Genomic DNA, 23,144 nt, shown 5'->3' with positions numbered 1-23,144 from the left:
ACCTGTTACCTATGTACGAAAGACGGATAGCCATCACGAGTGACATCAACGCCCGCCCACCAGCGTGGCGACTCGCAGCGTGCGATCATCGGGAATTTCTGCCTGCGACATGACCACCAGGTGGCGCATGCGACGGCGCAGAAAACGCGAGAGCACGGCACGCAGCGAGTGCTGCACCACCAGCACCGGGGCTTCACCACTGCCTTCATGACGCTCCAACGCTTGCTGCGCCTGATTCATGAGCGTATCCGCGAGTCCGGGCTCCATGGCGCCGTTGCCATTCATGGCCTGCAGCAGCACTTGCTCTAGTTGCGCATCCAGGCCCATGACATTCAGCGTCTCTTGCCCAGCGAACCACTGCTGGGTAATCGCGCGCCCCAGCGCAATCCGTACCAGCGCCGTCAGCTCGTTGGGATCCTTTTGCTGGCCTGCATGTTCGGCCAGGGTATCCAGCACGCTGCGCATATCACGAATCGACACATCCTCATCCAGCAGGTTCTGCAAGATACGCTGAAGCACCGTCAACGAGATGGATTTGGGCACCACTTCTTCGACCAGTGACTTTTGATCGTCGCCCAGCTTGTCGAGCAGTTTCTGCACTTCCTGGCGCCCCAGCATCTCGGGGGAGTGGCGGTGCAGCAGGTGGTTGAGGTGGGTTGCGATGACCGTGCTGGCATCCACGACCGTATAACCATACACCTGTGCGTGTTCACGTTGATTGGCGTCGATCCAGACCGCTGGCAAGCCAAAGGCCGGGTCCTGCGTCGGCGTGCCCTGTAGCTCGCCCGATACCTGGCCTGGGTCAATGGCCAACCACTTGCCTGGCTGTGCCTCGGCACGCCCGATCTCGGCGCCTTTCATGGAAAGCACATAGGTATTCGGCGGTAGCTCCAGGTTGTCGCGGATATGCACCACGGGCGGCAGAAAGCCCACTTCCTGGGCGAATTTCTTGCGCACGCTCTTGATGCGCCCCAGCAGCTCGCCTTTCTGGCGCGAGTCCACCAGGGGAATCAAGCGGTGCCCAACCTCGAGTCCCAGCGTATCGACGAGCTGGACATCCTCCCAGCTCGCCTCAGGGGTCTCCTGCAGCATGGGTGGCGGGGCAGCGGTCAGCTCTTGATTGACCAGCGTCTGGTTCTTGCGGCGAATCAGGTACCAGGCCAGACCGGCCAACAGGCTGGTGAACAGCAGAAATACAAAGTTGGGCATGCCTGGCACAAGGCCCAATAGCCCCATCACCATGGCCGCCAGAATCATGACTTGTGGGTTCACGAACAGCTGGCTGATCATCTGCTGACCAACGTCCTGTTCGGTATTCACCCGAGACACGGTCACGCCCGCCGCCGTGGAGATCACCAACGCAGGAATCTGGGCGACCAGACCGTCGCCAATGGTCAACAGCGTGTAGGTGCGCGCCGCATCGGCAAAGCCCATGTCGTGCTGCATCATGCCAATCAGCAGACCACCGATGATGTTGACCACCATGATGACCAGACCGGCCACTGCATCGCCACGCACGAACTTGCTGGCACCATCCATGGAGCCGTAAAAATCGGCTTCCTGTGCCACTTCCGCGCGACGTTTCTTGGCCTCGTCTTCGCCAATCAGGCCTGCGTTCAAGTCCGCATCGATGGCCATCTGCTTGCCCGGCATGGCGTCGAGCACAAAGCGCGCCCCCACTTCGGCAATACGGCCCGCACCTTTGGTGATGACCATGAAGTTGATGATCACGAGAATCAGGAAGACCACCAGACCAACGGCAAAATTGCCCCCCACCAGGAAAGTGCCAAACGCTTCGATGACCTTGCCTGCCGAATCGCCCCCCTGGTGCCCTTCCATCAACACTACGCGCGTAGAGGCAACGTTGAGCGAAAGGCGCAGCAGCGTGGTGAACAGCAGCACGGCAGGAAACGCGGCAAAATCCAGCGGTCGCTCGGCAAACATGCTGACCAGCAGCACCATGATGGCCAAGGCAATATTGAAGGTGAAGAGCAGATCGAGCGCGAACGGTGGCAAGGGCAGGATCATCATGCCCAGGATCATCAGGATCAGCAGCGGTCCGGCCAGCAGTTTCATGCTGACATCGTTGGACCAGTTACGCTGATTGAGTAGCTGACTAAAACTTTTCATGGCTGCGCCTCATTGCCATCGGCACGACGGCCGGGCGTATCCATTTCCGGTGGGACCGGCAGATTATCGGGGGTGGGGGGCACCTCGCCTCCTTGTTGTGCTACGTGCTTGAGACGGTAGGCCCAGGCCATGACTTCGGCCACTGCGGTATACAGCTCGGCCGGCACTTCCGCCTCCAGATCCACATGATGATACAGGGCACGCGCCAGCGGCGCTGCTTCCAATCGCGGCACGCCAGCCTCGGCGCCGATCTCACGGATTTTGGCAGCCACGGCATCGGCACCCTTGGCCACTAGCCTGGGCGCGCCCATTTTCCCTTCCTGATACCTCAAGGCCACGGCGTAGTGGGTCGGGTTGGTGATGATCACGTCCGCTTCGGGCACCTTGCTCATCATGCGCCCACGCGCCATGGCCTGCTGCTGTTGACGAATGCGCCCTTTGACATGGGGGTCGCCTTCCGAGTCCTTGTGCTCTCGCTTGACCTCTTCCTTGGTCATCCTGAGCTGCTTGGCGTTGTTCCATAGCTGGAAGGGGACATCGATCAGAATGACCACGATCAGGGAAAGCACGATCAGGCCGGCCGCCAGGGCCGCCATATTGAGTGCCGTGACCAAGGCTTGCTGGACAGGTTGATCCATCAACCCCAAATACCTGCCAATATTAAAATACAAAAAACTGAACGCAACGCTACCCACCAGAATGGATTTGGCTATCGCCTTGGCAAGCTCGGTCAACGACTGCATCGAAAACAGGCGTTTGATCCCTTTCACAGGGTTCAGCTTGGAGAATTTTGGCTTCATCGACTTGGAGGAAATCAGCCACCCGCCCAGTAACGCGGGGGCCATCAACGCAATCACCGCGAGCAGCAAAAAAAGCGGCAACATCGCGAAGAGCGTTCGCTGGCCCAGGTCGAGCGCATTGACCAGCATGGGGGTGGTTTCCATGGCCTGGCGCCGCTCGAACAGAAATGCTTGCTCCATGACAGCCCCCAGCTGGTCATAGAGCATTTGCCCCATGCTCCAGAGGCCAACCACGCCTCCCAGAAGAATCATGAAAGTCGTCAGCTCTCGGGACCGAGGAACCTGCCCCTCTTCACGGGCCTTGTCCCGCCGTCGGGGCGTCGCCTCTTCGGTCTTTTCCTGATCGCTGTCGTTATCTGCCATGCGGCCATCCGGCTGACGAGGGGACGATGAATCAAACTACGCCATACTATGCACTCAGCCGCCCCAAAGGACGGCTGAGCAGGTAGCTATTGTGCCAGATGCGACCACTTACAATGTGTCAATAACCCAGCATTAAAAGCCTAATTCATCCAATAAGTCGTCTACCTGATCCTGGCCGGTCACGATGTCAGGCGCGTTTTCTTTTACCTGAGGACCGTTCAGCAGATCTTCATTGCGCCGCGCATTCTCGTTTTTCCACTGATCGTTCGCCTTGCGCTGCATGGTTTCACGGGCTTCGGCACCCGGGACGTTGTCGATCAGCACCTGCACCAGCTGATGCTCGATCTCACGGATCACGTCCATCATCTTCTTGATGACCTGCCCCGTCAGATCCTGGAAGTCCTGTGCCATCATGATATCCAGCAGCTCTTTATTGGTCGCTGCGGTGATCTCGGGCACATCACTCAGGTAAGCTCGTGTCTCTTTAACCAACGACTTGGCCTCATCCAGCTCCTTGGGTGCCTCGAACCACTCGGCCCAACGCTTGTCCAGGGCTTCGGCACGCTCGGAGAGCTGATCCTGCAGCGGCTGGGCACGATCAATGGCATTCAAGGCCCTGTCTGCCGCTTGCTCGGTCATGGTGGCCACGTAGTGTAGACGGTCACGAGCGTCAGGTATTGCCTCTGCGGCCTTTTCGATCTCCTTATCCAACCCTAACTCACGCATGTTGTCACGCAGCATGCGGGTGAGCTTGCCAATCCGGACGATCAGGTCCTCAGCAGCCTCCTCAGAGAGTTTGGTAGCACCACCCTGCTCATTCTGGCTCATTATGTTGTCTCCTCGTTGACCGAGCACCAAAGCCCAGCTGCGTCATTTCCCCATCTTCTCGAAGATTTTATTCAGCTTCTCTTCCAGAGTGGCCGCAGTGAACGGCTTGACCACGTAACCATTGGCACCGGCCTGGGCTGCTGCAATGATGTTCTCTTTTTTGGCTTCGGCCGTCACCATTAGCACCGGCAAGTCTTTCAACGCTTCATCCTGGCGGATTTCCTTGAGCATCTCCAGGCCGTCGAGGTTGGGCATGTTCCAGTCGGAAACGACAAACTCAAAATTGCCTGCCCGCAGCTTGTTGAGGGCGTCCTGGCCATCTTCCGCTTCGTCCACATTCGTAAAACCCAGCTCTTTCAGCAGGCTACGCACAATGCGGCGCATCGTGGGGAAATCATCTACTACCAGGAAACTCATGTTCTTATCGGCCATTGGTCATCCTCTCACATCACAATATTTACAGGGGGACTGCTGATTCAGTCAGGGTTAAAACTCTTCCCACTCATCGTGGTGCTGTTGAGCAGCAACACGACGAGCTGGCGGGTTGGCGGCGGCCTTGGGCAGCGCCGACGTTGCCACGGACGCTGGCGCGTGAGTGCGCTCAGCCCGCGCATTGAGCACCTGAAAGACCGCAACGGCCTCTTCAAGGCGATTGGCCTGCTCCTCCAGCGAGGCTGCCGCTGCGGACGCCTGCTGAACGAGCGCGGCATTTTGTTGAGTCACTTGATCCATCTGGCCAACGGCCTGACTGACCTGCTCGATGCCATCACTCTGCTCTTGCGAGGCCGCCGATATCTCATCCATGATATCCGTGACACGCCGCACTGCCGTGACTACTTCCGTCATGGTCTGCCCTGCCTGCTCGACCAGCGAGGAGCCTTGCTGAATCTGGCTGACCGAGGCCTCGATGAGGGACTTGATCTCCTTGGCGGCGTCCGCACTGCGGCTGGCCAGATTACGTACTTCGCCAGCCACCACCGCGAAACCACGCCCCTGCTCACCCGCCCGCGCAGCTTCCACGGAAGCGTTCAACGCCAATATGTTGGTCTGGAAAGCAATCGAGTCGATCACACTGGTAATATCAGCCACTTTTTGCGAGCTGGTCGAAATACCGTGCATGGTTTGTACCACTTGTTCGACGACTTTCCCTCCCTGCTCGGCGGTAGTGGATGCATCTGCTGCCAACGTGCTTGCCTGGCGAGCATTGTCGGCATTCTGCTTCACGGTGGCCGTCATCTGTTCCATGCTGGCCGCAGTTTGCTCGATGGAGGCGGCCTGCTGCTCGGTGCGGGAGGACAGGTCTGCGTTGCCGCTGGCAATTTCTCGAGTGCCGTGATGGATTGCCTGACTGCCCTCACGCACCCTCGACACGGTGGCACTCAAGTTCTGCTGCATGGTGGCCATGGCAGCGAACAGTCGACCTATCTCGTTCTTACCCGCCTGGGGGAGCGGCTGGGTTAAATCGGCTTCGGCAATGCGTCCAAGGCGCGCAGCGGCATCGCTCAGCGGCCTGATCACCGTACGGCGCAGGCCAAGGTAGATGGCCAGTGTGACCAGCAGCGCGAGCCCAACAGCAGCGATACTGATCGTGGTAAAGAGATTACCTTGCGCCTGAGCGTCTTCACGTACGGTGCCCACGCGGCCAAAAGCATATTCGATAAACGCCGTGGTATTGGCAGCCAACTCGTCCAAGGGCTCGATCAACTCGCCGCGCAGGTGGTTGAAGGTAGAGATGTCCATGGTGTCGAAGCTGGCATGCTGCTCCTTGACCAACGCCAATACCCGCACGAAACTTTCATCCACCGCCCCCCCTAGCAACTCGCCCTCAGTGCTACGCGGTGTGGCCATGAAGTTCGTATAACGACGCTCGGCACGCTCCAGACGATTGGCAGCGATATCCACCTGCTCGTTGGATTGACGGGCCTGCCCCACCATCAGCAGGTTCGAAGCGGTTTCCAGCGCCAGCATGGCCTGGTTGAGCAGCGAGTCAGCGCGATTCAGCTCATTGAGCTGCTGATTGCCGATAAGATCCAGCGTGGCCAAATTGCTCTGTGCACTGCGGTCCGAGGCAATGCTCAAACCGGCAATCAGTAGAATCAAGCCCACAAAGCAGACTAGCGCGAAAATGACGGCCAGATGAATACTAAGGTTGCGCAGTAAACGTGTCATTGTTATGAATTTCCTTGGATCACTTGTCTTGTCTCTAAGGCCCTAGACGCGCTGAGCGCGTCCTGAGGCGGCTACCAGCGCCATCATTTTCGATGGAATCTCGTCCAGCGGCAGCACTTCCACTGCGCCGCCCACGGCAATGGCCTCCCGAGGCATGCCGAACACCACACAGGTCTCTTCGTTCTGGGCAATGGTCGGGGCCCCTGCCTGACGCATTTCCAGAAGCCCGGCAGCTCCGTCCTTGCCCATGCCGGTCAGGATCACACCGACCGCGTTTTTCCCGGCATGCTTGGCTGCGGAGTGGAACAAGACATCGACCGACGGGCGATGACGGTTCACCGGCGGGCCATCATTGAGCCGCGCCACATAGTTGGCGCCGCTGCGTACCAACTCCAGATGCTGGTCACCAGGGGCGATATAGGCATGGCCTGGCAGCACGCGCTCACCATCGGTGGCTTCCTTGACAGTGATGCGACACAGCCTGTCCAACCGCTCGGCAAACGAGCGGGTGAAACCGCCGGGCATGTGCTGAGTGATCAGAATCGCAGGCGCGTTGGCTGGCAACGGCTCCAGCACGGCGCGAATCGCTTCGGTGCCCCCCGTCGATGCGCCAATGATGATCAGTTTCTCACTGGAGATCATCGGCGCCTTGAGCTGGCTGGGAGGGGGGGTGTTCTTGTTGCGCGCCTGTCGCGGCCGAGAGCGGGCCGCCGCGCGCAATTTTTCAGCGATTTCGTTGGCGTACTCCATCATGCCGCTACGAATACCCAGGCTCGGCTTGGCAACGAAGTCCAGCGCGCCCAGCTCCAATGCCCGCAAAGTGATCTCGGAACCACTCTGGGTCAACGAGGAAACCATCAGCACCGGCATGGGGCGCAAGCGCATCAGGCGCTCGAGAAAATCCAGCCCGTCCATACGCGGCATCTCGACATCCAGCGTCAAGACGTCCGGGTTGTGCTGTTTGATAAGGTCACGGGCCGCAATGGGGTCGGGGGCCACCGCGACCACTTCCATATCAGGCTGCGAGTTGATGATTTCGGTCAACAGGTCACGAATCAGCGCCGAGTCATCGACGCACAACACTCTGATCTTGGCTGCGCTCAAAGCACGCCTCCTTTAACAGTCGCCATTTCGGCATTACTCCTGTGGGCCGTGGCCTCATCAGCAGCGTCACACACAACGATCATCGATTGGCAAGGGTGTAGACGGTTTGTCCACGAAGCTTGAAAGCATCACTGATGTAAGAGAAGTTTTCCGAGTGTCCAGCAAAGAGCAGGCCATCGGGCTTCATCAGTGGTGCAAACCGCTTGAGTATTTTCGCTTGTGTATCTTTATCGAAATAAATCATGATATTACGACAAAAAATGGCATCAAAGGGACCTTTGACAGGCCACTGCGGCGCCAGCAGGTTGAGCGGCATGAACTCTACCAGCGCAGACACTTCTGGCCGTACCCGCGCCAGCCCGATGTGGTTACCCGTGCCTTTCTGGAAAAATCGCTTCACGCGTGCTTCATCCAGCTTGCGTACCTGCTCCTGGGGATAAATACCGCGGCGCGCTTTGGCCAAGGCATCGGTGTCGATATCGGTGGCAATCACTTTGGCCTGTGACGCGCGGGCTCCCAGACTCTCCAGCAGCGTCATGGCAATCGAGTAGGGTTCTTCCCCCGTCGATGCTGCTGAGCACCAGATAGTGACCGGCTCCTGCTTGTGCTTGATATGCTCTGCCAACAGCGGAAAGTGGTGCGACTCTCGGAAAAAAGCCGTGAGGTTGGTGGTCAGCGCATTGGTGAACGCCTCCCACTCCTTGGCATCGGGTTGCCGCTCCAGCCGCGAAAGGTAGTCGGTAAAACGCGTCATGCCATGGTGCCGCAGCCGCTTGGCCAAGCGGCTATACACCATTTCGCATTTGTGCTCTGCCAGCACGATTCCAGCACGCTGATAAATCAGTTCACGGATGCGTGTGAAATCCGCATCGGTGAGCACCAGATCACGTTCAATCTGTCCGCTGGTTGCCCACTGTCCAGCGTCGACTCCCCGTTCGCGTTGGTCTGTCAAAATGTTTCCCACTCCTCTACAGAAGCCATTGGCCGTTTCTTGACCGGCACAGGCGGTGTGGCGCTGCGAGGTTGCGCAGTCACCTTCGGCAGCGCGGCTGCCTGCGACTGCTCACGTTGCGGCGGCACCTGACGATGGCCTGACAAGCGAAAGGCCTCGACCGATAACGCAAGAAGCTCGGCCTGCTGCTCCAGGGCCAGCGCTGCTTGTGCCGTTTCCTGAACACGCAGAGCGTTCTGCTGTGTCGCTTGATCCATTTCGGCCACCGCCTGATTGACCTCGGCGATACCGCTGCTCTGTTCTTGGGAGGCTGCCGAAATGTCGTGCATGATTTGCGTGACGCTACGGGCAGCCTCAGCCACTTCGCTGATCGCGACTTCGGCCCTTTCAACCAGGCCCGCCCCTTCGCCCACTTGCTGACTCGAGTCATCAATCAGGCCGCGAATTTCCTGAGCCGCATCGGAACTACGTCCCGCCAGCTTGCGTACCTCTTCGGCCACGACGGCAAACCCACGCCCATGCTCTCCCGCTCGTGCGGCTTCGACTGACGCATTGAGGGCCAGAATGTTGGTCTGGAAGGCAATGGAGTCAATGACGTTGATGATGTCGGTCATCTTCTGCGAACTTTGCGTGATTCGCTGCATGTTATCGACCAACTGCGTCATCAACTCACCCGTTTGTGACACCCTTGTTGCATTATTATCGGCCAGACGTCGTGCTTCTTGAGCGTTATCACTGTTTTGACGAACGGTAGTGGTCATTTCCTCCATGCTGGACGCCGTCTGTTGCAGCGATGCCGCCTGCTGCTCGGTACGTGATGAAAGCGCCTCGTTACCGCTGGCAATATCCTTGGCCGCTGGCGTGACGACATCAATGCCTGTCTTGACCTCGCCAATGATGCTGCTCAAGCTCTTGCGCATGGTGTCGAGAGCATCCATGAGCTGGCCTATTTCATCACGCCGTCTGGGCGGTACTCTGGCGGCAAGATTGCCGCCGGCAATCTGCAAGGTAAACCGCGAGGCTTGCTTCAGCGGTCGTGTAATGGAGCGCAGCGTCAGCAGGCTGATCACGATCAACAGTGCCAAGCCGGTGGCTAGCACACCGACCTGAGCGCTCAGCATGACGGTTTGTCCCCGCTCGGCCTCGGAGGCCATCACTTCCGCGGTTGCCTGCTTTTGGGCAATCAGTTCATTGACCAGGGAAGAGAGCGCCCGGCCATCCTCGTTCATGACACGGATCACGGCGTCCAGGCCGGTAAATGCCTGGTAGGTCTCTTCCGCTTGAAGCACACCCACTGCCTGGCGCATGCCATTATCCAGAAAGGCCTGCAGCTGTTCATCGAACTGGCTGGCCAGTGGCGTGGCATTCACCTCACGGCTGTAATAGGCCTGCCACACATCCGCCACCTGGGCAGCACTGGCTGCCACGGTATCCCCCATGTCGAAACGCTGGGTGATGAGCTGCATACGCTCGGGCTCGATCATCGACTGGCGCGTCTGAGCGATGGTCTGATCGATCTGTTGCAGCCGAATGACATCACGCAGGCCGTCGTTGTTCAGGCCCTCCAGGCGCTCACCCGCCACGTTCAAACCGTATAGCCCCAATCCACCGCTGGCGATCAGCAGGAGAGCCGCAATGCACACCATTCCTATCAGCTTGGCGCGAATGGTATCCAGACGCATACGCCGGACCCTGGCAACGAGCCCACGCTGGCGAACACGCCCTTTATCCAGATACAGGCGCTTGTTGCGCCCTTCACGAATATCGCTGTAGTGCTGCTCCGCTTGCTGAATGGCTTCGCGCGTCGCCTGCACACGCACGGAGGTGTAACCCACCACCTGATCGTTTTCCACGATCGGCGTAACGCTGGCATCTACCCAGTAATGGTCGCCACTCTTGCACCGGTTCTTGACCAGCCCCCGCCAGGTATCGCCACGTTTCAGGGTACTCCACAGGTTTCCGAAGGCGGCGGCGGGCATATCAGGGTGGCGGATCAGGTTGTGAGGCGCGCCCATCAGTTCATCATGACGGTAGCCACTAATCTCGATAAAGGCCGGATTAGCGTAGGTAATACGCCCCTTGAGATCGGTGCGAGAAACGAGGAAGTCGTCCTGGCTCAACTCGACTTCGCGCTGAGTAACTGGCTGGTTGTTACGCATCTTACTGCCTTATTGTTAATTTTAGGCGCTTGGCGCTGGTTCAGGGCATTGGCTGTGCAGAAACTGGTTGTGCTTAAAACGCTTCCCACTCTTCCTGGGACGCCTTCCTTGTCAGTGCAGGAGCGGCCGACGCAGAGACAGAAGGGCGCTTCATCGGCTGAGACAGCACAGGCGCGGTAGATGGGGGAGCGGCCCCTTCCGCCACACGAAAGCGCTCCACCGCTTCACGTAACCTTGCTGCTTCGCTTTCCAGCTCGTTGGCGCTGCGTGCCGCTTGCTGCACCAGCTGAGCGTTCTGCTGAACGACTTGATCCATCTGGGCAACCGCCTGGTTCACTTGCCCGATGCCGTTGCTTTGCTCTTCAGAAGCTGCCGCAATCTCATCCATGATGTCACTGACCCGCTGTACCGCGGTGACCAGATCCTGCATGGTCTGGCCCGCCTGATTGACGCGCTGGGTGCCCGCATCCACTTTACCCAATGACGTATCGATCAGTGTGCGAATCTCTTTGGCTGCATTGGCACTGCGGCTGGCCAGGCTGCGCACCTCCTGGGCCACGACGGCAAACCCCTTGCCATGTTCACCTGCCCGCGCGGCTTCTACCGAGGCATTGAGCGCGAGAATATTGGTCTGAAAAGCGATGTTATCGATCACCGTAATGATGTCCGCCACCTGGTGCGAGCTGGCGCTGATATCCTGCATGGTCTCGACGATTTGCCCCACTTCTTCCCCGCTACGCCGCGCGGTCAGGGTTGCATCGCCCGCCAACTGACTCGCCTGACGGGCATTGTCGGCATTATGGCTGACGGTGGAGGCGAGCTGCTCCATACTGGAAGCCGTCTCCTCAAGAGAAGAGGCTTGCTGCTCGGTACGCGAGGAGAGGTCATTATTGCCACTGGCAATCTGCTGGGAGCGCTCGAAGATGGTGGTCCCACTGCGCCGAACGACCCCCACCGTTTCCGAAAGCGCTGCCTGCATGTGCGCCATGGCGCTGTAGAGCTTGCCGATTTCACTCTTGCCTGGCGAGGTGATCTGCTGATTCAAATCGCCCTGAGCCATGCGTTCGAAGTAGCCCACCAGGCGATCCAGTGGACGCAAAACGTTGACCGTGACGCCCCACAATACGATGACAACAGTGGCAATCGTCATTAACACGATGGCAATGAGCGCCCAGCGGATACGCTCGGCAAAGGCCGTAAATGCCTGCTGCTGCGCTTGAGCGTCCGCCGTTGCCTGAACCAGCGTAGCGCCATGATGAAGCGCGTAAAGGCCAATACCACAGGCCAGCACGACCAGCAGTGAAAAGGTGGCCAACACCAACCCCCAACTAAGACGCACCGTCATATTACTCATCAGTTGACGCACTAGCTGTGTCACACGCATTACTCCAAACGCCACCATACCGGCGAGTGCTGTCCCTGGCGCCAAGGCGGGTTAGCTGGAACAACATGGGCACGCTCCCTGTGCCCATGTCAGGTATTAGCGATGGCTCGTGCTATCCACCAGCGCCATCTCCTCACTGGTCAGCAGTTTATCGATATCTACCAGCACCAACATCCGGTCATCCAAACTGCCCAAGCCGCTCAGGAAGTCGGAGGAGAGCGTCACCCCAAACTCAGGTGCAGGTTTGATCTGATCAGGCACGAGCGTCATCACATCGGAAACTCCGTCGACCACGATACCAACAATGCGATCGGCAACATTGACCACGATCACGACTGTCTGACCACCGTACTCCACATTCTCGAGATGGAACTTGATGCGCAGGTCGACGATGGGCACGATGACACCACGCAGATTCGTGACCCCTTTGATGAAATCGGGCGCGTTCGCAATGCGGGTCACGTTTTCATAGCCCCGAATTTCCTGAACCTTCAGGATATCGATGGCGTACTCTTCATCCCCGAGTGAAAACACCAGGAATTCGCGGTTTTCTGCTTCAGCAGCGGCTAACACTGCTTCGTTGGATGAGTGACTCATGACGGCTCAGCCTCTTTGTAATAAGAGAGATGGGGTTGATTAGCGGTTTTACCTGCTTCTTTTTTCGCCCGGCTCAAGCGATGCAAGCCGGTAATGTCGAGAATCAACGCAACGCTACCGTCCCCCAGGATGGTAGCGGCCGATACGCCCGGCACCTTGCGGTAATTATCTTCCAGATTCTTGACGACGACCTGCTGCTGGCCGATCAGCTCATCGACCAACATGGCATAGCGACGTCCTTCTCCCTGCACGATGACGGCAATGCTTTGGGTGGGGTCAGTGATGGCATTTTCGACGTCCAGTACTTCATGAATGGCGATGACCGGCAGATACTCGTCGCGCACCTTGAGTACCACGTCATCCCCTGCCATGGCGTACATGTCCCCTTTGGCGGGCTGTAGCGACTCCAACACGGTGGATAGCGGCAGAATGAACGTCTCATTGCCTACCTTGATGGACATGCCGTCCAGAATGGCCAGGGTCAGCGGCAACACGATGCGTGTATTGGTGCCTTCGCCTTTTTTCGACTGGATTTCGACACGTCCACCCATGCCCTGGATGTTACGTTTGACCACATCCATGCCAACGCCACGACCAGAGACATCGGTCACCTCCTTGGCAGTGGAGAAGCCGGGCGCAAAAATGAGCTGGAACACCTCTTCATCGGACATCGTATCCGACACGTTGAGGCCATTTTCACGCGCCTTGGCCAACAGCCGATCACGGTCCATGCCTGCACCGTCATCACGCACTTCGATCAGAATGTTCCCGCCCTGGTGGCGCGCCGAAAGCACCAGCTTGCCCACACGCGGTTTGCCCAGCGATTCACGCACATCCGGCATTTCCACACCGTGATCCAGGCTATTACGCACCAAGTGTGTCAGCGGGTCGGTGATGCGTTCTACCAGGCTCTTGTCCAGCTCGGTGGACTTGCCTTCGGTGATCAGCTCGATCTCTTTGCCCAGCTTGCTGGCCGTATCACGCACAACCCTTGGGAAGCGGCTGAATACGAACTCCATGGGAATCATGCGGATCGACATGACGGCTTCCTGGAGGTCACGGGCATTACGCTGCAGCAGGCTCATGCCGTTCTGCAAGGAACTGTTGCTGACCGATTGACCTTCCAGGTCACTCACCGTCTGATCCAGCATCGACTGAGTAATGATCAGCTCGCCGACAAGGTTGATGATCTGATCCACCTTATCGACCGATACACGGATCGACGAGCTTTCGGCAGCCGTCTTTTTGGGCGCTTGCTCTGCGGTTTTTTTGTTGGCGGTCTTTGCAGCAGCCGGCTTGTCAGGCGCAGGCGCTTTAGCGGCTGGGGCACTTTCCTGAGGCGCTGCATCGGCGCTTGACGCTGGAGGCCCGACGGGGTCAGCAGGCGCGCTGGCAGCCAGTGAGGTAATGTCGATCTGATCTGCTTCAATGATAAAACACATCACGGCTTCGATATCATCGGCGCTGACGCCGCCCTTCAGGACGACTTCGTAGCGCTTTTCATCACCCGACTGAGACTCTACGTCACCCAGCTGCTCCAACTCTTCTACCAGCAGCAGGCGGTCTTTCTCACCGACATTGAGAAGGGCCACCTTGAGGCGATGCTCGCCTGCCGGGCTCTCCTCTTCACTATCCCCTGCACCACTGTCGACAGAAGGAGTCGCCTTTTTGGCAGACGCTTCTTCTGCCTTGGGAGCGGCTGGCGCATCCAGCGTTTTGCCAATTTCTTCCAGCGCAATTTGCTGCAGTGTCTCGCAGATGCGCTCATAAGCTTCCTGGTTCGGCTCTTCCTCATTGCGATAGGCATTGAGTTGCTCATGCATGATGTCTTTAGCCTCCAGAAAGGTATCAACGAGGTCTGCACGCAGCGCAAGCTCGCCCTTGCGCGCGTGATCCAGCAGGTTTTCAAAAATATGCGTGGTTTTTTGCAGCACGCTGAAACCAAAGGTACCTGCACCTCCTTTGATGGAGTGCGCCGCGCGGAAAATAGCGTTCAGCTGCTCGCCATCCGGATTATCGACATCCAGTTCCAACAAGTGCTGCTCCATGTCCGCCAGCAGCTCCTCGGCTTCTTCAAAGAAGGTGTCAAAAAAATCCGCTATGTCCATGCACCGCTCCACTTGAACGTCATCATTATGTGGCAAGCCAGGCTCATGGGCTGTCGCTGGCTTGCGGTATGTTTTGTTGCAAAAGTTCTTCCGGCACACTCTCGGTCGAGGGCGGCATGCTAGGCGCTAAAACACCCGGATTACGTATAGCCTCGGCGATTTCCGGCAGCAGCACCACAAGTTCGATACGTCGATTGATGGGATCCGTCGGCGTAGTGTCCGCGAGCAGCACTCGGTCTGCAAAGCCAGATACGCGCAGCAGCTGATCTGGATCAAGCCCTCCCGCCACCAGCTCACGGCGTGATGCATTGGCACGGTCATTGGAAAGCTCCCAGTTACTGTAACCACGATATCCGCCTGCATATGGAACGCTGTCCGTATGCCCGCTGATACTCAAGTCATTCGGCAAATCATTGAGCAGCGGCGCCATGGTGCGTAACAAACTGCGCATGTAAGGGGCTACCTGATCGCTACCCAGCTCGAACATTGGCCGCTGCGCGGTATCCAGTAACTGAATACGCAGGCCTTCACGCGTCAGGTCGAAGCGCATCTGGTTACGATACTCACGCAGATCGGGATCACGCTCGATTGCCCGCTCTATACGCGTTTGCAAATCTTCAAAGAAACGACGCTCTTGTGCACTGGGCCGCGTTTGCTGCAAGACGCCGATCCGCGCATGCTCACCATCACTATGGGTGGGATCCGGCCCACCGCCCGGTATAACACGAGTGCTCCCCGAACGATCACCACCGGTAATCGCCGTGACCAGCGGCGTGCTGAAATACTCGGCAACGCCTCTGCGCGTCTCTTCACTGGATACACTAAGAATCCACATGACGAGGAACAGCGCCATCAACGCCGTCATGAAATCTGCCAGTGCGATTTTCCATGCCCCCCCATGGTGGGCATGGACCACCTTTTTGCGCCGGATGACGATCGGGCGCTTATCCCCTCCCTTGCTCATGCATTACCGCCCTTTTTGGCATCGCGCACGTACTCCTCCAGTTCAGAGAAGCTGGGGCGCTCGGTGCTATGCAACGCCTTGCGCCCAAACTCGACCGCCAACTGTGGAGCATAGCCGTGCAAGCTGGCCAACAGCGTCACGCGAATGCACTGAAGCATTTTTTCAGCTTCCTTGGCCTGGCGATCGGCATAACTGGCAATCGGACTGATGAAGCCATAGCCCATCAAAATACCGAGGAAGGTGCCCACCAACGCCATGGCGATCATTTGCCCCATCTGTTCTGCCGTAGCGTCCGCATAGGTCAACGCCTTGATAACCCCCATGACGGCTGCCACGATACCAAAAGCAGGCATGGCATCTCCCACTTTGGCAATCGCATCAATAGGGATGTGCGCCTCTTGCTCGAAGACTTCGATTTCGTGGAGCATCAGCTCATCGATTTCCATGGGTTCCATGCCACCGCTGACCATCAAGCGCAGGTAATCCGTCAGGAAGTCCATGATATGAGAGTCGGCCAGTACGTCAGGATGCTCTTGAAATAGCGGGCTCTCCTGGGGGTTATCAATATCGCGCTCGATCCCCAGCATGCCCTCTCGACGCACCTTGGACAGAATCTTGTACTGCAGAGCCATGAGTTCCATGTACAAGGCCTTGTTGTACTTCTTGGTACGCTTGAGCCTTGGCAAAATCTTGAACGTGGCCTTGATCGCCTTACCGTTGTTGGCCGCCAGGAACGCCCCCACGCCAGCGCCTCCAATTATCAGTAGCTCCAAGGGCTGATAGAGCGGCCCCAGGCTACCACCAGCCATCACATAGCCGCCAAAGACGCAGAACAAGACAACGACATAACCCAGGAGTATCAGCACAAGCAGTGTCCTTGCGATATGAGTGGTTTATCAACAGAGCCATACTCGACACCCAACCAAAAGATGTCGGCAGCCCTATCTAAAATGCAGCTTAGGTCTATCATACTCAGGTGACAGCACGGTTTAATGAGAAAGTATCAACGACTTTTACCGCTATCTATGCGTTAAAGCGCAGTTTATTGCTTTTATTCCCGGCCGCCACAGGTGTGACAATTTTATACGTTCAACGCCCTGATTTGCGTGTTTTGCCGGCCCGCGAGGGGGGCTGGCAAATACCACACACGTAGTCATGAACGGGACTATGGGCATGTGCCACAAAGCGGCCCTCACAACGAGTGCAAGTGGTCAATTGCAGCAGGTCGCTTTCGAAAAAACGCACCAGCGTCCACGCTCTCGTTAGACCCAACACCGACTCTGCACCCTCAAGCGATACCTGCTCTTCATATAACCGGTACGCTTTGACGAAAGCGTCGATACGTTCACACTCCGTACCTTCGAGCAAGCCAAGGTAAATATTATAAAACAGTGATGAGTGCACATTCGGCAGCCAAGTGACGAACCAGTCTGCCGAAAAAGGCAACATGCCTTTAGGTGGTGACATGCCGCGCACTTCCTTATAGAGCTTGATCAAACGGGTACGACTCAACTCCGTTTCCGTCTCCAGCACTTGTAGACGAGCACCCAGCTCGATCAGCTCAATGGCCAGCTGCACCTGATGCATTTCATCCACAAGGCTCTTTTGACTCACTTCGACTCTCCTGACGATAGTGAGGAAAAAGGCTCACAGGCAGATAGCAGTGAAGCATGCAATCCTGCCAACCCCTGATCTCGTGGGTTGTCAAGAATCTGACGCAGCCGCTCGCCGCTGGCGTGATTGAAGCGACAGACCAACTGGTTGCTGCGGGCCAGCTTGGTGAGTTGCCAGGCATTCAGTGAGACCAACAGATCTGCCAGCTCACCGTCAATTTTGAGACGAAACATGGCCGCCTCCCGATCTTCGCTCAACAGGCGCTGAGCAAGCAGAAGGTAAGCGAGGTTTATCTCTTGTATTTCATCAAGAAAGCTTGTTTGACTCATAGTGTCCCATCGAACGACCCGGGCGCGTCGTTGTGACCGTTATAGTGGCGCCATTGATGACTTTTTTCTTTACCTCGCATCATGGTTGCATACAACGATTGTATTGGCTACTTGCGCCTTTCACGCTGATTCAGCTCGCCGTCTGACAATTCGAACACCCACACCAACAGTTCCGCCACCACTTGATACAGGCTGGCTGGGATCTCAGCATCCAACTCCAACTGCATCAGCAAGGCAACGAGTTCAGGCGCATCGTGGACGTAGATACCCTGCCGCTGAGCTTCGGCCATGATTCTGTCAGCCAAATCACCGTACCCTTTTGCCACTACGCGCGGCGCCTGCTCCCCCTCCTTGTAGGCCAGCGCAACGGCTTGGCGCCGACGCTCACCGGGCAACATCGGAAGGCTCCTCAGGTGGAATATAGCGAGCGTTGACCTGCACTTTGGCAAAATCCAGCGCTTTCAAACGCTGCTCCAAGCGATCAAGCCCGCTATCGAGCCGCTCATACGTTTCCAGGCTACCAGCGGTCAAATCAATGCTCAGCACCTGTTTATGCAGCCAAAGCGCAACACTAAAGACCCCCAGCCCCGGCACATCGAGCTGCATTTCTGAGCGCCACTCAGACGGAGCGTCATCGGCTGGCTGCTTTTCATCATGTGTGTCACGCCCAGGCAGGTTAACGACGAGGGCCATGAAGATACCGGCCCATACGTCACCCTCCCAACGTAGTGTCGGGGTGACCAGCATTTCAAGCTGTTGACGCACTACTCCCTGCAAGCTGTCATGCACCACTTCTCTCACACTCCGAGAAGCCATTTCCTGCTCCGCAACTACCGTGGCCGGCTGAACGCTGGGGGCTTCCCGGCGTTCGGTCACAAAAGGCATGGCAGGCTGGTTAGACGCCGGGGCGGCAGGTGCCGAGGGCGCCGCCATGGCAGAAGAAACAACGGGAAGAGGCGACGACCGGTCTAACAGAGCAGCGGTGCCCTTGGCGGGCAATAGAGGAAGATCAGGCAAGATTGCCATGGTGCTGCCTGGGGGCAAGGGCGCCGCTAGCGACATACCAGCAGAAGTCTGTGGCACCATGCTTGAAACAAGAGGCAGCGCAGGGCGCGGCCCCGGCTGCATCTGTGGCTCACGCAACAGTTGCTGACGCGACATCTCGCCCTGAAACCAACGCTTGAGGTGCGATTCGTAAAATAACCCGCTGTCACGGATACTACCTTCCAGACGACTCGCCAACAGCGTGGTCGACGGCGACTCCTGAAGTGATAACAACGGGGCTGCCGGCCTGATGACGGCAGGAGGCGCAGGAAAGCGTAGCAACACATCGGCAATCGTACGTGCCGCAGGACTGAAGTGCGTTTGTGTTGAGCTGGGCGAGGCATTTGGCGTCGTATGGCCAGCGGGAGGCTGTCGAAGCTTGTCGGCAGCTCCGGGCAGGTGGCGCAGATCGCCCAGTAGCGGAGGCAGGGGCCTACCGTCAAGGCTTGCATCGCCTTGCAAGGCTCTTGGACCCTCCCCCGGAGAAACCGCCTGAACCGGCGAGCTCAGAGCACGCAGAGAGGACGCCTCAGCCTGCCGACCCAGCACCTGATGTAACAGTGTATCGATGAGCGGCGTAATGCCGCTCACGAGACACCCTCATCCTTTTCGGCATCCACAGGGAAAGCACTGTTCCCCTGCTGAGGGGCATAAGCGCGATGCAAATCTCGCTGCCGCTGCGTCACACTGATTAATTTACCGAGTTCATCTCGTCTGGCAACCAGGCGACGGCGAATGTCTACATCATGCTCCAGGATCTGCTCAAGCAACTCCGCTTTGCGCCGCTTGCTGTCATCATCCAACCGAACCACGCTGTCCAATTCACGCAACTTTTCCACCAGCATGACGTAGTTACTACGCTGCTCGATCAGCTCTGCCCATTGTTCTTTATCTGCAAGCTCATGCATATAGCGCACACTCGCCAGCAGCCTTGCATAGGCATCAATGAGCGCTTGCCTGGAGTTGTCATGAGCCGTTTCGGAAGCTGTCATATTGCCTCACGCACTTTGCCGTTGGCCGATTTCACGCCATGCAGAGGCAATATCCTCGAGCAGCCGCTCCGCCTGATCAAGGCTCTCTTCATCGTTGCGCAGGTTAGCAGCTAACAGCAAACGAGCAATATAGTCATACAGCGATGCCAGCTGCTCAGCAATCTCGCCGCCTTTTTCCTGATCCAGCGCGGCGGCCAAGCCATTATTGACGATATCCAGCGCCTTGGAGATGGATTTTCCTTTCTCCACGGTGTTGCCCGCCTGCATGTGAATGCGGGCTGCACGAATCGCCGCTTGGGCACCATCGAAAAGCATGACGATCAGTTGATGCGGGTCCGCCGACATGACGCCACTTTCCACGCCGACGCGGGCATAAGCGCCTGCCCCACGACCATAGGCCGCACCGCTGCGAGTATAGGTCATTAAAGGGCTCTCCTTGTAAAAGCAGCAGCCGACAAAGGGCGATACGCTGCTGGATAATTGAGACTTGGCATAATTGCTCGCTAACTGATATATCGGCGCCCTGTCAGCAGACTTTAATGAGTACCGACACTATTTCATTGACGACAGGTGACTTTCCAAAGGTGCGGTACGGGCTCAAGTAGAGACAGCAACTTCTCTCATCGGCTTACCAAGCCGCTCACGCACATCACCCCGCACGCTTCCAAGCAAGTTTTCACGCATGGGTGGCTCCGCCTGCTGGGTCAACGCCACTTCAAAAGGTGCTCCCGCGTCATCCAGGCGAACAATCCACCCCAGCTGTTCACTGGAAAAAAGCACGAGCGAGCCAATGGGTAACGTTTTGAAGTGCTCGATATAGCGCTTGATCCATCGCGCATCAAACTGATGAGGATGATTCAACAGGTGTCGATAGATCTGCTGGGCAGTTCGCGCCGGTCGGTCCGGCCGATCCCGCCTCATCGCTTCCACTACATCCACCACGGCACTCGCTTTAGCCAGCTCAGTGATATCGCTCCCGGTCAGCCCATCAGGATAGCCACTACCATCGAGGCGCTCGTTAATGCCACCAATGACCGCCTGCGCCACCGTGGCAGATAACCACTGGCAAGTCTTCAATCGAGCCATTAGCAGCGACACATGCTCACTCAACATGTGACGATGACGGGGCTCGAAATTGGGCGCCTTGAAGACCACCTGAGGTATCAGCGCTTTCCCCAGATCATGCACCAGACCACTGGCCACGACGGCCTTACGCACATCACGCGGCATATTTCCGCCCACAAGATCCAGCAGATGGACCGCCACGGCGATACCATGCCGCACCAGCAGTGGCTCCATGGACAAGCAGCGCGAAGCGAACAGCAGCGCCTCGCGATCCTCTTCATGAAGCTGCAGAATACGGTCGGCATTGCGCGATAGCTGTCGTGAGTCAACATCATGGCCTTGCTGAAGCATTAGCAGCTGAGCATCCAGATAGGCTGCCACTTTGACCACACGCCTTGCCGTTGGCGTCGCGTAACGACGAATGTCACGCCGCCCCACTTGCTCACCGTTTGGCACACGCTTGCTAGGCTGTGCGAACAGCGGAGAGGGCTGACGCTCCTCCTGGGCTTCCTTCTTGTAGCGAGCAGCCTCCCGCTCGATTTCGCATACGAAGTACCAGATCTGCCGCTCTTGCTCGGAGGTGCAGCCTGCAAAACGAAAGCCAACGCGTAACAGGTGACGCTCTGGATCCATTTTTTGATGGCGAGCGATAGCATGCACTTCGAACTGAGTACCGTCTGGAAATGCCAACACCAGACGCATGGGCTCCGATGACTCGGCTAGCACGCCGCTCGCTGTCAACGGCAGTTCAAGCTGACACCCATCCTGAGAGAGGTCTCGCAACTCGCCTGGCGCTCCTTCTTCGCCTGCGCCATAAACGGTCGCGGAGACCACCATGCCCATACGCAGCTCAGCGCGATATGACTCACGCCGCTGAAGCACATCTACGGAGTCCGGATATTCACTGCAGCATAAAAAACGCCCACCAGAACGGCGCGTTTCGGTGAGGGCAAGCAGCGGTGTACGCAACACCTTGCCTTGAGATTGCCCCCGCAGAAAGAAACGCTCGCCTTGCTCCAAGCGATACAGCAAATAGTCAACGGAAGACAAGTCCATTACCAGCGTCTCACCCTCGTGCTGCTCCATTAATACAATGGGCTCTGGACGCGCCTCCGGGGTATCAAGGCAAAGCGACACCCCACCACCCTCTATCATGGTATTCAGCAGAGAACTGATGGCGGATGGATTTGAAATACGTTCATACTCATCTTGCTGGACTGCCATGCGTGCCTCGCTTTCACAGCCGCGGTGGTCATGTGAACCCACCCTTGATATAAGGGAACCGAGCATAGCAGAAGCCCCAATGGCTCCGCATGCCGATTACTGCCTATCAGGCTTTTCTTTTTGTCTATACTGAAAAAGATAAAGTTTGTGAACATCTCGCCGATAACTCTGTTGGAGGCTATCCAACACCTGCATCGGCCTCTAAGTTTACGTTACCCAGCCTTGAATGGCTTAGCAAAGAGGAACGTTGTTTATGGGCCCACTGCCAATCGACCTAGCGGTCGCCACGTCAAGTATTCCCGGCTCACAGGAGCGACCAATACGCACGCCTCCCGAGCTGACCGCCCCCACCCAGGAGGAACATCAGTCGTTGGCATTGAGCACGACAAGGGAAGAACTCCTGGAACCGATACAGCGTATCAATGAAGCCATGAGGGCACGCGGACTCGAGTTCGATATCAGCGAGGACTCCTCACGCATCATTACCCGCGTTATCGACAGCGAAACCGGCGATGTCATTCGCCAGATTCCTGCCGAGGAGGTCATTACGATGGCAGAGCGGCTGGGAGAGCTACAGGGCAACCTGATTTCCTTGAACGTATGACGTTGCCAGCGCTCTTTTGCGCTGGCCACCTCATAACACAGTGAACCTCACGATAGCTACAGGACAAAACACTATAAAATAGCGCATCCTACGGATGGCGCTTTCTAGCGTCGCGACACCAAAGCATCACGCTCTGTACGTCGCCTTACACCTGCATATTCATGACGTCTCGGTAAGCAGTCACCAACCGATTACGCACCTGCATACCCATCTGGAAGGCCACGCTGGCTTTTTGCATATCCACCATGACATCGTTGAGCTCAATATTCGGCTCTCCCGCCTGAAAGGCCATCGCCTTGGCATTGGCCGACTGCTGCAACCGATTGATTCTCTGGATAGACGCCTGTAGTTCACTGCCAAATCCAGCCTGCCCCACAACCGTCGAGACCTGTTCACCACGAACGGGCTGGGCAGCCTGTGCCGCCAGACTATGCATTTGCTGAAGGGCAGACTGTAGGGAGGGCGAACTCATACCAACTCCTCATATCGCGACGTTTAATGTGTTAGCAGGAGCCTACCACTGACACAGCCCATCTCATACGAACAAATGCGCGCGAAAAGCCAGGCTTTTCGTTCATTTATGGTGGACACACCTCATCATAATGGCGTTCATCATAATTCCGCCCTGTTTTTTGGTGGATCACCGCGATTGACGGAAAGAGCCTATGCCTTCTTTAGTGATGCGCCTGGGCCGACACCCGTTTTGCCAACCCT

Annotated in this window: 22 protein-coding genes; 1 reads left to right on the top strand and 21 read right to left on the bottom strand. The window is 57.3% G+C overall.

All coding sequences use genetic code 11. From position 1 onward, the window contains the following. Positions 1 to 45: 45 nt before the first annotated feature. From flhA to IE061_RS16900, 20 genes are all read right to left on the bottom strand, one after another. The gene (gene flhA / locus IE061_RS16995) at positions 46 to 2,130 is read right to left on the bottom strand and encodes a flagellar biosynthesis protein FlhA (protein ID WP_039180792.1); all 2,085 of its coding nucleotides are present in this window, start codon (positions 2,128 to 2,130) and stop codon (positions 46 to 48) included. Then, a complete protein-coding gene (gene flhB / locus IE061_RS16990) occupies positions 2,127 to 3,293 on the bottom strand; it encodes a flagellar biosynthesis protein FlhB (protein WP_193462126.1) in 1,167 nt (388 codons plus the stop codon). Before flhB ends, flhA begins: the two co-directional genes overlap by 4 nt. A 132-nt stretch (positions 3,294 to 3,425) precedes the next feature. Beyond that, positions 3,426 to 4,121 carry a protein phosphatase CheZ gene (cheZ, locus tag IE061_RS16985; RefSeq protein WP_193462125.1) on the bottom strand — a complete coding sequence of 232 codons (696 nt, stop codon included), beginning with the start codon at positions 4,119 to 4,121 and terminating at the stop codon, positions 3,426 to 3,428. Positions 4,122 to 4,163: 42 nt separating this feature from the next. Continuing rightward, positions 4,164 to 4,553 (bottom strand): chemotaxis response regulator CheY, encoded by a 390-nt coding sequence (gene cheY / locus IE061_RS16980; protein WP_016915725.1) that lies wholly within the window; start codon positions 4,551 to 4,553, stop codon positions 4,164 to 4,166. 54 nt (positions 4,554 to 4,607) lie between these two features. Continuing rightward, positions 4,608 to 6,290, bottom strand: coding sequence for a methyl-accepting chemotaxis protein (locus IE061_RS16975; RefSeq protein ID WP_193462124.1), 1,683 nt, complete (start codon positions 6,288 to 6,290; stop codon positions 4,608 to 4,610). Between the two features lie 42 nt (positions 6,291 to 6,332). Next, positions 6,333 to 7,394 (bottom strand): protein-glutamate methylesterase/protein-glutamine glutaminase, encoded by a 1,062-nt coding sequence (locus tag IE061_RS16970; protein ID WP_039180800.1) that lies wholly within the window; start codon positions 7,392 to 7,394, stop codon positions 6,333 to 6,335. Between the two features lie 79 nt (positions 7,395 to 7,473). Beyond that, positions 7,474 to 8,346, bottom strand: coding sequence for a CheR family methyltransferase (locus tag IE061_RS16965; protein WP_193462123.1), 873 nt, complete (start codon positions 8,344 to 8,346; stop codon positions 7,474 to 7,476). Beyond that, positions 8,343 to 10,505, bottom strand: coding sequence for a methyl-accepting chemotaxis protein (locus IE061_RS16960; RefSeq protein ID WP_193462122.1), 2,163 nt, complete (start codon positions 10,503 to 10,505; stop codon positions 8,343 to 8,345). Before IE061_RS16960 ends, IE061_RS16965 begins: the two co-directional genes overlap by 4 nt. Positions 10,506 to 10,578: 73 nt before the next feature. Continuing rightward, positions 10,579 to 11,859 carry a methyl-accepting chemotaxis protein gene (locus tag IE061_RS16955; RefSeq protein ID WP_230478495.1) on the bottom strand — a complete coding sequence of 427 codons (1,281 nt, stop codon included), beginning with the start codon at positions 11,857 to 11,859 and terminating at the stop codon, positions 10,579 to 10,581. A 126-nt stretch (positions 11,860 to 11,985) separates the two neighbouring features. Next, on the bottom strand, positions 11,986 to 12,486 hold the full coding sequence (cheW, locus tag IE061_RS16950; RefSeq protein WP_016915719.1) for a chemotaxis protein CheW: 501 nt from the start codon (positions 12,484 to 12,486) through the stop codon (positions 11,986 to 11,988). Continuing rightward, on the bottom strand, positions 12,483 to 14,594 hold the full coding sequence (cheA, locus tag IE061_RS16945; protein WP_193462120.1) for a chemotaxis protein CheA: 2,112 nt from the start codon (positions 14,592 to 14,594) through the stop codon (positions 12,483 to 12,485). The genes cheW and cheA overlap by 4 nt, the downstream gene beginning before the upstream one ends. Positions 14,595 to 14,637: 43 nt before the next feature. Beyond that, positions 14,638 to 15,558: a flagellar motor protein MotB gene (gene motB / locus IE061_RS16940; RefSeq protein ID WP_193462119.1), complete on the bottom strand. Its 921-nt coding sequence runs from the start codon at positions 15,556 to 15,558 to the stop codon at positions 14,638 to 14,640. Next, a complete protein-coding gene (gene motA / locus IE061_RS16935; RefSeq protein ID WP_016915716.1) occupies positions 15,555 to 16,424 on the bottom strand; it encodes a flagellar motor stator protein MotA in 870 nt (289 codons plus the stop codon). Before motA ends, motB begins: the two co-directional genes overlap by 4 nt. A gap of 223 nt (positions 16,425 to 16,647) precedes the next feature. Continuing rightward, entirely contained in the window at positions 16,648 to 17,172 is a 525-nt protein-coding gene (gene flhC / locus IE061_RS16930; RefSeq protein ID WP_016915715.1) for a flagellar transcriptional regulator FlhC, read from the bottom strand. Continuing rightward, on the bottom strand, positions 17,169 to 17,501 hold the full coding sequence (gene flhD, locus IE061_RS16925) for a flagellar transcriptional regulator FlhD (RefSeq protein WP_026001928.1): 333 nt from the start codon (positions 17,499 to 17,501) through the stop codon (positions 17,169 to 17,171). Before flhD ends, flhC begins: the two co-directional genes overlap by 4 nt. 107 nt (positions 17,502 to 17,608) lie before the next feature. Then, the gene (locus IE061_RS16920) at positions 17,609 to 17,899 is read right to left on the bottom strand and encodes an EscU/YscU/HrcU family type III secretion system export apparatus switch protein (protein WP_193462118.1); all 291 of its coding nucleotides are present in this window, start codon (positions 17,897 to 17,899) and stop codon (positions 17,609 to 17,611) included. Beyond that, positions 17,886 to 19,136 carry a flagellar hook-length control protein FliK gene (gene fliK, locus IE061_RS16915; protein WP_193462117.1) on the bottom strand — a complete coding sequence of 417 codons (1,251 nt, stop codon included), beginning with the start codon at positions 19,134 to 19,136 and terminating at the stop codon, positions 17,886 to 17,888. The genes IE061_RS16920 and fliK overlap by 14 nt, the downstream gene beginning before the upstream one ends. Beyond that, positions 19,133 to 19,537, bottom strand: coding sequence for a flagellar protein FliT (fliT, locus tag IE061_RS16910; protein ID WP_081139190.1), 405 nt, complete (start codon positions 19,535 to 19,537; stop codon positions 19,133 to 19,135). The genes fliK and fliT overlap by 4 nt, the downstream gene beginning before the upstream one ends. 6 nt (positions 19,538 to 19,543) lie before the next feature. Next, positions 19,544 to 19,960, bottom strand: a complete 417-nt coding sequence (gene fliS, locus IE061_RS16905; RefSeq protein WP_016915710.1) for a flagellar export chaperone FliS — start codon at positions 19,958 to 19,960, stop codon at positions 19,544 to 19,546. A 174-nt stretch (positions 19,961 to 20,134) separates the two neighbouring features. Further along, complete coding sequence (locus tag IE061_RS16900; RefSeq protein WP_193462116.1) at positions 20,135 to 21,826, bottom strand: HD domain-containing phosphohydrolase; 1,692 nt, start codon at positions 21,824 to 21,826, stop codon at positions 20,135 to 20,137. A gap of 253 nt (positions 21,827 to 22,079) precedes the next feature. Here IE061_RS16900 and IE061_RS16895 point away from each other — a divergent pair, with 253 nt between their 5' ends. Then, on the top strand, positions 22,080 to 22,430 hold the full coding sequence (locus tag IE061_RS16895; RefSeq protein WP_016915708.1) for a flagellar protein FlaG: 351 nt from the start codon (positions 22,080 to 22,082) through the stop codon (positions 22,428 to 22,430). A gap of 145 nt (positions 22,431 to 22,575) precedes the next feature. On the opposite strand, the gene fliE is transcribed toward IE061_RS16895, so the two are convergent. Beyond that, complete coding sequence (gene fliE, locus IE061_RS16890; protein ID WP_081139185.1) at positions 22,576 to 22,902, bottom strand: flagellar hook-basal body complex protein FliE; 327 nt, start codon at positions 22,900 to 22,902, stop codon at positions 22,576 to 22,578. Positions 22,903 to 23,144: the final 242 nt, after the last annotated feature.

The organism is Vreelandella hamiltonii, assembly GCF_014651795.1.
GTDB classification, from domain to species: Bacteria; Pseudomonadota; Gammaproteobacteria; order Pseudomonadales; family Halomonadaceae; genus Vreelandella; species Vreelandella hamiltonii.
The sequence above is the reverse complement of the archived record's forward strand: the minus strand, read 5'-3'. Positions and strand labels throughout refer to the sequence as shown.

Bases quoted from the DNA above. Each gene is read 5' to 3' on its own strand.
- flhA (WP_039180792.1), bottom strand. From the start codon at position 2,130: ATGAAAAGTTTTAGTCAGCTACTCAATCAGCGTAACTGGTCCAACGAT.
- flhB (WP_193462126.1), bottom strand. From the start codon at position 3,293: ATGGCAGATAACGACAGCGATCAGGAAAAGACCGAAGAGGCGACGCCC.
- cheZ (WP_193462125.1), bottom strand. From the start codon at position 4,121: ATGAGCCAGAATGAGCAGGGTGGTGCTACCAAACTCTCTGAGGAGGCT.
- cheY (WP_016915725.1), bottom strand. From the start codon at position 4,553: ATGGCCGATAAGAACATGAGTTTCCTGGTAGTAGATGATTTCCCCACG.
- IE061_RS16975 (WP_193462124.1), bottom strand. From the start codon at position 6,290: ATGACACGTTTACTGCGCAACCTTAGTATTCATCTGGCCGTCATTTTC.
- IE061_RS16960 (WP_193462122.1), bottom strand. From the start codon at position 10,505: ATGCGTAACAACCAGCCAGTTACTCAGCGCGAAGTCGAGTTGAGCCAG.
- IE061_RS16955 (WP_230478495.1), bottom strand. From the start codon at position 11,859: ATGAGTAATATGACGGTGCGTCTTAGTTGGGGGTTGGTGTTGGCCACC.
- cheW (WP_016915719.1), bottom strand. From the start codon at position 12,486: ATGAGTCACTCATCCAACGAAGCAGTGTTAGCCGCTGCTGAAGCAGAA.
- cheA (WP_193462120.1), bottom strand. From the start codon at position 14,594: ATGGACATAGCGGATTTTTTTGACACCTTCTTTGAAGAAGCCGAGGAG.
- motB (WP_193462119.1), bottom strand. From the start codon at position 15,558: ATGAGCAAGGGAGGGGATAAGCGCCCGATCGTCATCCGGCGCAAAAAG.
- flhD (WP_026001928.1), bottom strand. From the start codon at position 17,501: ATGAGTCAAACAAGCTTTCTTGATGAAATACAAGAGATAAACCTCGCT.
- IE061_RS16920 (WP_193462118.1), bottom strand. From the start codon at position 17,899: ATGTTGCCCGGTGAGCGTCGGCGCCAAGCCGTTGCGCTGGCCTACAAG.
- fliT (WP_081139190.1), bottom strand. From the start codon at position 19,537: ATGACAGCTTCCGAAACGGCTCATGACAACTCCAGGCAAGCGCTCATT.
- fliS (WP_016915710.1), bottom strand. From the start codon at position 19,960: ATGACCTATACTCGCAGCGGTGCGGCCTATGGTCGTGGGGCAGGCGCT.
- IE061_RS16900 (WP_193462116.1), bottom strand. From the start codon at position 21,826: ATGGCAGTCCAGCAAGATGAGTATGAACGTATTTCAAATCCATCCGCC.
- IE061_RS16895 (WP_016915708.1), top strand. From the start codon at position 22,080: ATGGGCCCACTGCCAATCGACCTAGCGGTCGCCACGTCAAGTATTCCC.
- fliE (WP_081139185.1), bottom strand. From the start codon at position 22,902: ATGAGTTCGCCCTCCCTACAGTCTGCCCTTCAGCAAATGCATAGTCTG.